Origin of the sequence: Streptomyces sp. NPDC004111 (assembly GCF_042874215.1) — a bacterium.
Taxonomy (GTDB): Bacteria; Actinomycetota; Actinomycetes; order Streptomycetales; family Streptomycetaceae; genus Streptomyces.
In genome coordinates this window covers 293107-301638 of record NZ_JBIAMU010000003.1, presented here as the reverse complement: position 1 = coordinate 301638, position 8532 = coordinate 293107, and the positions used below count along the sequence as shown (strand labels likewise).

At 71.0% G+C, this 8532-nt stretch carries 11 protein-coding genes; 9 read left to right on the top strand and 2 right to left on the bottom strand.

Annotation, left to right across the window (positions count from 1 at the left end; translation table 11 throughout):
• Positions 1-56 precede the first annotated feature (56 nt).
• Positions 57-833 carry a thioesterase II family protein gene (locus tag ACFYVL_RS08390; protein WP_389242073.1) on the bottom strand — a complete coding sequence of 259 codons (777 nt, stop codon included), beginning with the start codon at positions 831-833 and terminating at the stop codon, positions 57-59.
• A 474-nt stretch (positions 834-1307) separates the two neighbouring features.
• Between ACFYVL_RS08390 and ACFYVL_RS08385 the strand changes: the two genes are divergently transcribed.
• The 6 genes from ACFYVL_RS08385 to ACFYVL_RS08360 all read left to right on the top strand — a co-directional run bounded on the left by ACFYVL_RS08385 (position 1308) and on the right by ACFYVL_RS08360 (position 5344).
• Complete coding sequence (locus ACFYVL_RS08385; RefSeq protein ID WP_389242071.1) at positions 1308-1844, top strand: hypothetical protein; 537 nt, start codon at positions 1308-1310, stop codon at positions 1842-1844.
• 197 nt (positions 1845-2041) lie between these two features.
• Complete coding sequence (locus tag ACFYVL_RS08380; RefSeq protein WP_389242069.1) at positions 2042-2776, top strand: alpha/beta hydrolase; 735 nt, start codon at positions 2042-2044, stop codon at positions 2774-2776.
• 63 nt (positions 2777-2839) lie between these two features.
• Positions 2840-3061: a hypothetical protein gene (locus ACFYVL_RS08375; RefSeq protein ID WP_389242067.1), complete on the top strand. Its 222-nt coding sequence runs from the start codon at positions 2840-2842 to the stop codon at positions 3059-3061.
• A 238-nt stretch (positions 3062-3299) separates the two neighbouring features.
• Positions 3300-3719: an MmcQ/YjbR family DNA-binding protein gene (locus tag ACFYVL_RS08370; RefSeq protein WP_389242065.1), complete on the top strand. Its 420-nt coding sequence runs from the start codon at positions 3300-3302 to the stop codon at positions 3717-3719.
• A 194-nt stretch (positions 3720-3913) separates the two neighbouring features.
• Positions 3914-4780, top strand: coding sequence for a GNAT family N-acetyltransferase (locus ACFYVL_RS08365; RefSeq protein ID WP_389242063.1), 867 nt, complete (start codon positions 3914-3916; stop codon positions 4778-4780).
• A gap of 129 nt (positions 4781-4909) precedes the next feature.
• A complete protein-coding gene (locus tag ACFYVL_RS08360; RefSeq protein WP_389242062.1) occupies positions 4910-5344 on the top strand; it encodes a DUF6892 domain-containing protein in 435 nt (144 codons plus the stop codon).
• A 70-nt stretch (positions 5345-5414) separates the two neighbouring features.
• On the opposite strand, the gene ACFYVL_RS08355 is transcribed toward ACFYVL_RS08360, so the two are convergent.
• Complete coding sequence (locus ACFYVL_RS08355; protein WP_389242061.1) at positions 5415-5873, bottom strand: MarR family transcriptional regulator; 459 nt, start codon at positions 5871-5873, stop codon at positions 5415-5417.
• 67 nt (positions 5874-5940) lie between these two features.
• Here ACFYVL_RS08355 and ACFYVL_RS08350 point away from each other — a divergent pair, with 67 nt between their 5' ends.
• From ACFYVL_RS08350 to ACFYVL_RS08340, 3 genes are all read left to right on the top strand, one after another.
• Positions 5941-6768: an alpha/beta fold hydrolase gene (locus ACFYVL_RS08350; RefSeq protein ID WP_389242060.1), complete on the top strand. Its 828-nt coding sequence runs from the start codon at positions 5941-5943 to the stop codon at positions 6766-6768.
• A 164-nt stretch (positions 6769-6932) separates the two neighbouring features.
• The gene (locus ACFYVL_RS08345) at positions 6933-7763 is read left to right on the top strand and encodes a helix-turn-helix domain-containing protein (protein ID WP_389242059.1); all 831 of its coding nucleotides are present in this window, start codon (positions 6933-6935) and stop codon (positions 7761-7763) included.
• A gap of 158 nt (positions 7764-7921) precedes the next feature.
• Entirely contained in the window at positions 7922-8467 is a 546-nt protein-coding gene (locus tag ACFYVL_RS08340; protein ID WP_389242058.1) for a hypothetical protein, read from the top strand.
• Positions 8468-8532 lie beyond the last annotated feature (65 nt).

The window sequence follows — 8532 nt, the reverse complement described above, 5'->3', positions numbered from 1 at the left end:
CGCGCGCGACATCGCGTCGCGCGCGGGCCCCGGGCACCGAACGGGGGGCCGCCGCCTCAGGCCGACGTGCTCGTACCGAGGCGGGCGAGCAGATCCGCGACCAGAGGGGCCGCCTGCTCCTCCAGGTAGAAGTGCCCGCCGGGGAAGGCGCGGACGGCGAAGGCGGACCGGGTTGCCGAGGACCAGGCCAGCACCGAATCCTCGTCCAGCTTGTCGTCCGCGTCCCCGTAGTAGGCGTATACGGGAATGTCCAGCGCCGGCGGCGGGACCGACGCCGTATAGCTCTCGACGAGGCGGTAGTCGGCCCGCACCGCAGGCAGCAGCAGGTCCCGCAGCTCCTTGTTCAGGAGGGCCTGCGCGGTCGTACCGCTCATGGCGACGAGGTCCCCCACCAGCTCCTCGTCGGTCGCGGTGGCGAGCCCCCGCGACTGGTTCTTGCCCGGTCCCCCTCTGCCGGAGACGAACAACGCCTGGGGCCCGGCCGTGCCGGGCGCGTTCGCCATGCGTGCCGCGACCTCGTACGCCACGGAGGCGCCCATGCTGTGCCCGAAGAACGCCAGCGGGCCGCCGCCCAGGCTCGCGCAGGCTTCCGCGAGCGAGTCGGCCAGCTCCTCCATGTGCTCGACCGGTGGTTCGAAGATCCGGTCCTCCCGCCCCGGGTACCGCACCGCCAGCAGCTCCACGTCGTCGGGCAGCAGTTGGGCCCAGGAGCGGAAGAAGCTCGCGGACCCCCCGGCGTGCGGGAAGCAGACCAGCCGGAGGCCCGGCGTGCGTCCGCCACGTATCACCCGGAACCACTGGGAAGCCGATGTCCCCTGGGGCATCGCGTTCATCACCGCTCTTCTCTGTTGTCGCTTGTGCTGTCGCTGCCGAACCGGCCTGGTCCACCCCGAGACTTCGGGTGTCCGCCCGCACTCCGGGTGTCTGCCCGCACTCCGGGTGTCCGCCCGCGACGACTCTCGCCGAACGGCCGTCGACTGATCCGGCGCGCTGCTGTGCAGCATTCTCACAGCCCGGTACGGCAGGGTCCGCGGGCCGCCTCCCCGGCCCCATGACCTCCAGGTTCTTAAGGGGCAAAAGTTTGGAAAGGGATATGTGAACGTGATCGCCACTTAAGGGACTCTTTCGGGTCGAGCTTTCCCCGTGGCTGGTGGGCCGGAAGGGCTGATGAGCCGTCCGCGCCCCGAGCGATGAAATCGAACTCGATGGGAACGGGATGTCCGAGAAGCGAGGGGGTGTCCTTGTTGCGGACATGACCCGGCGGAAGACTCCCCGGCACCACCAGAGCCCGACAGGGGGGAATCCGCATGTTCGGCACAGTCACCTCACCCAGGCGTCGCAGAGGAGCAGTCACCCTGCTCGCCGCCCTCACGCTGTGCGCCGGCAGTCTGCTGACCGGCACCGCACAAGCCAGCCCGGCCGAACCGACCTGCAGGCCCGACGTCTTCATCGACTTCGAGGTCACCAACGCGATAGCGGGGACCAACGCGGCGAACATCGAACTGACCGTCATGCGCTGCACGGACGCCGGCGGTGCCCTGGTGAACGGCACGACCACCAGGCTGCGCGCGGAGTCGACCACCTGGGGGAACATCCTCTACGGCGCGGACATCGAGACCGAGGGAACCCCGGTCGCACTCGAAGCCACGCCCAACCAGTACCGGCTGCGTCAGCGCGCCGAGTTCAAGACGTGCCTCGGCTGGATCACCCCCCTCTGCTATCACAACACCATCACCTTCAACACGACCGTCAGGCGCGCCCCCGCGGACCTCGCGTGGGAAGTGAGCAACACCGACGAGACGACCGACTGGGACGTGAAGTCCGTCCGCTACCGGTACCCGTGAGCAACGGCGGGCCCCGGCCCCGCTGGCGGCCCGCCTCACGACCGCCCCCACAGGGCTCTCCGAAGCGAACAAGGCACGCGCCCCTGTAAGGAACGAGTCCAACTCGCCTCCCCTGTATGCCGGTTCGGCAAGTGACGCGCAGTAGGCTGCCGTAGCAGCGCAGATCACCTTCCGCCTCGTCACGTCAGGAAAACCGCATGGCCACGACCGTGACTCGTCCCTCCTTCCTCCTCGTGCACGGCTCCTGGCACCGCCCCACCTGCTGGGCCTCTCTGCAGGACGCCCTCGCCGCTCGCGGATGGCAGTCGCGGACGGTCGACCTGCCGAGCGTCGGCCCGCAGCGCACACCGGTCGCGGGCATGCGGGACGACGCCGACGAGATCGCCGCACAGCTGCGCCGGATGGACGGCCCCGTCGTCGTCCTGGCCCACTCCTACGCCGGAATCCCGGCCACCCAGGCCGTTTCCGACCGGACGAGCGCCGTCCGCATCGTCTACCTCGCGGCCTACGTACCGGCGGAAGGAGAGTGCCTCAACAGCTTCTACGGCGAGGCACCCCGTGCTCCGGAGGACGAAGACCTCCGTGACACCACTCCCGTCCTCTCCGACGACCCGCGCGCCTCGCTCTACGGCGACCTGCCCGACGCCGAAGCCGAGCGTGCCGTCGGGGAACTCGTCGAGCAGAGCCTGCGCGCGTACCAGCAACCGGTGACCCACGCGGCCTGGCGGACGGTGCCCTCCACCTATGTGCTGTGCGAGAACGACCAGGTGCTTCCGCCCGCACTGCAGGAGCGGATGTCCACCCGTACGACACATGTCGAACGGCTCGGCACCCACCACTGCCCGTTCCTGTCCGCACCCGCCGAACTGGCCGCACTGCTCGACAGGATCGCCACGGCCGAGGACCGAGAGCCACACGAGAGCCACAGGTGAGCTGAACCCGGGTGTGCACTCCCTGAGTGCGTGCGTGCGATGGCCGGGGGTAACCGGTGTGGCATGACGAAGCCGGGAACGAAGAACGTCGCGATGGCCGTGGGGATCTGGGTGGTCGCCATGGTGGTGTTGCTGTGGGAGACCGACATGCCCTGGTGGGGCGCCGCGTTGGCGGGCGTGTTCGTGACGGGGCTGTCGCTGTGGATGGGCTGGCTGCGTGGCGTACAGCGCAAGCAGGCGGAGGAGCGGGGCCGGGAGCGGGCGCTGGACAGGAAGGTGCCGTAGCGCATGGCTCTGTGGTGGCGGGGCGCCTTCCCGGGCCGTCCCGCAAACCGGGCACGGTGCTGCGCTGTTGCCACTCGCCATGGCCGGGTCCCGCCGGATGCGATGGACCGAGGCCGACGCCCCCGGTCCGCCAAGCCGTGCAGTGCGGTGTCGGAACCGGGTCCGTGACCTGCTGCCACGGGCGGGCCGCCCGGCCGTTCTTTGCGCGGACTTCGCCGTCCGCCGCTAGGGTCGAGCCATGTCCAGCCCTGGAGACGTGCCGCCCGAGATCCTGAACCGACTGCGGCCGATCTGTCGGCAGCTTCCCGAGTCGTACGAGGAACCAGCCTGGATCGGTCTGCGCTGGCGGATCCGTTCGAGAACATTCGCCCACGTCTACACCCCGGACGTGGACCGGCACCCGCTCTACGCACCGTATGAGGTCCCCGGGCAGGAACTGGTCGTCATGACGTTCCGGGTACCCGTCGACGACCTGCTCGGCCTGACCGACGGCGGGTTTCCCTTCTTCCGTGCCGGATGGGGCCACAACGTGGTCGCCGCCGTACTCGGTGACCACACCGACTGGACCGAGATCGCCGAACTGATCACCGACAGCTATCGGGAGATGGCCCCGAGGTTCCTCGCCGCCCGAGTCGCCCTCCGGCCACCGGTCGGCTGACCGGCGGCCGGTGTGTCGTCGCTCGTCCGCCGCAGCGGATCACCGGCCTTGCAGCCGTGCTCAACGGCCGTCCCCCGTGCGGTGGTTCAGCGCACGCCCAACCGGTTGATTTCGGTCCTGGGCCGGCCCGTCGCCGGGACCGGCCGAGAAAAACCGGATGCGACCCGTAGCCGTGATGGTGTGAGATGCGGGACATGACGATCGTTCTGAACGAGCCCTGTGTCGACGGGCTGACCGGGGCTGTGGACGCACTTCGCGCATGGCAGGACGACCGAACGCCGTTGCAGCTCCATCCGGGGGACCTCGGCTGGGCCTGGGCGCTGGGCGTGGAGAAGGTGGCCGCGGCCGTCCGCACCTGGAGCGCGGACGGACGGATCGTGGCCGTCGGATACCTGGACGGCCCCGATGTACTGCGCCTGACGACCGCCCCGGACCTGCGACAGGACGAGGCCCTGGCGCGCCGCCTGCATGCCGACCTCGACGACCCGGAGCGCGGCGTCCTGCCGTCCGGCCAGGTCGGCCTGGAGATCCCCGACGGTGCCCTCCTGCGCGACGTGCTCCTGGAAGCGGGCTGGAATCCGGACGAGGCGTGGACGCCGCTGCACCGCGACCTCTCCGAGCCGGTGAAGGACTCCGGCCTGCGGATCGAGGTGGCCGGTCCGGAGACGGCGGGGGTGCGGACAGCGGTGCACCGCTCGGCGTTCGGCAGCGAGAAGTTCACCGAGGAGATCTGGCACGTCCTCGCGGCCGGGCCCGTCTACGCCGACGCCCGCTGCCTGATCGGCTACGACGGCCAGGACAACGCGGTGGCCGCGGCGACGGTCTGGTCCGCCGGTCCCGGAAAGCCCGGCCTGCTGGAACCCGTGGGCGTGCACGCCGACCATCGCGGCCACGGATACGGCACGGCCATCAGCGTCGCCGCCGCGGCGGTGCTCCGGGAGATGGGTGCGTCGAGCGCGTTCGTCTGCACCCCGAGTTCGAACGCTGCCGCCGTCGCCACCTACACGGCTGCCGGCTTCGTGCCGGCGCCCGAGAGGCTGGACGTCGCCCGAGCCGCCTGACCGTGCCCAGGCGGTCCGGGACCGGACCGCCTCGCCGCACCTGGTCCTGGGTCCATGACGGCACGGGTCCTGCGCCCGCCCTCCCGGCGGGCACGGGCCCGTGTCGTACCCGCGTGGTACTCATGTCCCATGAGCCAGTTCCGCGACTTCAACCTCAAGCTCCTCGTCATCGAGGAGCTCATGTACGGCCCCGAGCCGCTCCTCCCGGTCTACGACCTGTCCGCGCACCTGTCCGCGCGGGGGATCGGCGACCCCACGTCCTACGTCCTGGCCAACGGCCTCCACGAGGAGGTGCTGCCGGAGTCCCGGGCCCACTTCGAGGCCCTGGAGATCCCGGCCGAACTGCTCGCCCGCGTCGAGGAGCTGTGCTTCGACGCCGGGGCGGACGTCTTCCGGCACTGTGCGCCTGCCTGGGACGGCGAGGACGACCTGTTCGACGTCCGCTCGCTCGACGACCTCGCCCTGCTGCCCAACCTGCGAGAGGTCACCTTCGTGGAGGACGGTGTCCTGGCGGTGCCGGACGCCGCGGAGGTCTTTGCCGCACGCGGCATCGAAACCGACTGAACGGCGAAGCCCGCCGACCGGGGCCCCGGACGCGCCGCGCGTCCGGGGCCCCTGTCGTCCCGACGACGCCCTACTCGGCCTGAACGCGCCGACCGGCGGACTCCACCACCGAAGTCAGAAATCGGCGCACGGTCTCCAGCTCGTCCGCCTCGAAACCCTCCGCCGCCGTCACCACCTCGCCGATCACCGGCCCGAAGAAGGCCCACCCGAGTTCCGTGGCCCGGTCCTCCACCTCCAGCAGCACACGGCGCCGATCGGCCGAGTCCCTGCTGCGCCGGACCAGTCCGAGCCGCTCCAGCCGGTCCACCAGGGCAGTGGTCCCGGCCGAGTTCAGGCGCAGTTGCCCGCCGAGCCACCCGGGCGTGGCACGAGTGCCGGCCCGTGCCGCATCCAGCAGTTGGATCAGCGCGCGCACATCGGTGGGGTGCAGCCCGTGGCGCGCGGCGAACTCGGCGCCCAGCAGGTCGAACTCCACGGTCACCGCTCGCAGCAGGTGGACCAGCTCCATCACCGCACTCCGGTCGTCCATACGCACTCCTCGGACCTCCGACTAATATCTCGCTGAACGAGACTATCGCTGAGCGAGAGGAACTCCCTTGCTTCCGTCCGCCTTTGATCTCGCGTACGACGAACTCCTCTCCCGCTGGCCCGAGTCGACCGAGGAGCGTGACGTCCTCACCCCCTTCGGGCCCACCCGGGTTCACGTGTACGGCCGAGCGGACGGCAGCCCGCTCGTGCTGCTGCCCGGCGGCTCCGCGACCGGTCTGGTCTGGTTCGCCAACGCACCGGCTCTCGGCCGGCGGTACCGGGTGTACGCGGTCGATCTGCTGGGCGACGCCGGCCGCACCGAACGCCGTGGCACACCGCTGAGGAGCGCCGCCGATCTGACGGCCTGGCTGGACGCGCTGCTGGACGGACTCGGCCTTGCCCGCGCGCACCTGTGCGGTCACTCGTACGGAGCCTGGCTGGCCGCCACGTACGCGCTCCACGCACCGCGGCGGGTCGATCGCCTCGCCCTCGTCGAGCCGACCCAGGTCTTCGCCGGATTCCGCCCCGGCTACCTGCTGCGCGCACTGCCCACCCTGATCCGCCCGAGCGAGGCCCGTGCCCGCGCCTTCCTGTCCTGGGAGACCGCGGACCTGCGCCCGGACGAGACCTGGCAGCGCCTCTACGCGCTGGCCGGCACGCTCCCCGGCCGCAAGCTCATCGCAGGCCGCCGCCCCCGGACCGCCGACCTTACGGTGCCGGTACTGGTCCTGCTGGCGGAGCACAGCCGCGCCCACCACGCGGCCAAGGTCGCCGACAGCGCACGCCGAACGCTCCCGCGGGGCGAGGTGGCCCTGCTCCCCGGAGCCACCCATCACTCCCTGCCCCTCACCGTGCCGGAGCAGCTGAACGAGCGACTGATGCATTTCCTGGGCTGACGGCGCCGAACGTCACGCTGCGCGTGCCAGGACTCGTTCAGGCAGGCGTGTCATCATGCCCGCCTCAGGAGTAACGGGACGGCTGCCGTGAGGAGTGGTCCTGTGGTGGAAAGGGGCACGGTGTGGCGGCAGTTGGGGTCGGCGGGAGGTCCGGTCCAGGGGCTGTGACGACTCGGTTCAGCGACCGGGTGCGGGTGACCCGGCCCTGGCCGCTTGAGCTGCGGCCGTACGTGCACAGTTACGACGGTTACCGGGTGGCGGCGGCGACCGCGTACCGGGTGCGGCTCGTCCCCAGGGGGCGGGCCGTCGTGGTGATCAATCTCGGGGAGCCGTTCGCCCAGGTGTTCCGGCTGCGGGAGACGGGTCCCGCCGTGCGCGTGGTCGGGTCGCTGGTCGCGGGGCTGGAGGACGGGCCCAGGATGTGCGACCACCCGGGAGGACAGGAGGCGATACGACTCGAACTGACTCCGCTCGGCGCGTACCGGCTCTTCGGCGTACCCATGCGGGAGTTGACCAACACGGTGGTCGAGCTGGGGGACGTCCTCGGCCCCGGGGCGGGCGAGTTGGTGGAGCGGATGTCGGCGACGGGTGACTGGTCCCGGCGCTTCGACCTGCTGGACGCCGCGTTGCTGGCCAGGCTGGACCGGGGCCCCGAACCCTCGCCGGAGGTCGTGCACGCCTGGCGGCTGCTCATGCGGTCCGGGGGGACGATCCCCGTCGCCCGGATCGCCGCCGAAGTCGGCTGGAGCCACGGCCATTTGGTCCGCCGCTTCACTCACCAGGTCGGTTTGACGCCGAAGACGTCCGCCAGGGTGCTGCGCTTCCACCGGTCGGTGGAGCTGCTGTCCCGCCAGTGGACGGATCTCAGCGAACTGGCGGCCACCTGTGGCTTCTACGACCAGGCCCACCTCAACCGCGAGTTCCGCGCCCTGGCCGACGTCACGCCGTCGGGAATGGCGACCGCACGCCGGGTGGAGGGCGCCCACGAACTCTGAGCGGTGCGGTGCGGTGCGGTGCGAGCGGCCGGCCCCGGGCAGCGACGGCGGACCCGGCCGCGCGAGGTCAAATTTGTCCAAGCGGTGCCGCCCGTGCCGTCTCTAAGGTCCCTGGTGAGTACGCAGTTGTTCCGCACAGTCACATCAAGGGGATACGCATGTCGCTGCCGAATCCGAGGTCGGGCAACCAGCCCGCACGCCGCGGCCGGTGGGAACGGTTCAAGGTGACGCGCCCGTTCTCGCCCCAGGACCTGGCTGGTCTCTGGGGCTCGATCCTGGGCGTGGTGGCCCTCGCCGTCCTGCTCGGGTGGGCACTCGACATGAAGGGCGGTGTGGTGATCGTCGCGGCGATCCCGTTCATCTCGTCCTGGTTCGACTCGCGCCGCATCCTGTTCCAGTTCGACGCGGCAGGCGTCCGGGTCGCCGACGTGCTGCTGCCCTGGAACGACGTCACCCAGTTCGTCGTGGCGACGCCCGAGGGAAGCGAGCACGCACTGATCGGTGTACGGCTCCGCCAGGGCGCGACGGTGCCGGCCGGTACGGGGGTCCGGCCGACGCATCCTGCGATGCCGGCGCCCCTGCACGTGGCCGTCCAGCGGCACAAGTTCGACCTGGACAAGATGCTCGCCAAGGCACGCAAGTACGCCCCGTCCTACGTTCAGGTAGTGGTGGCCGAGCCGACGGGAGAACGGGTGGCGTCCTGAGACGGGGCGCGGCACGGGGGGGGGCGGGGTCGGGCCTGTTGTTGGGTCCGGCCCCTGGCCGGTGC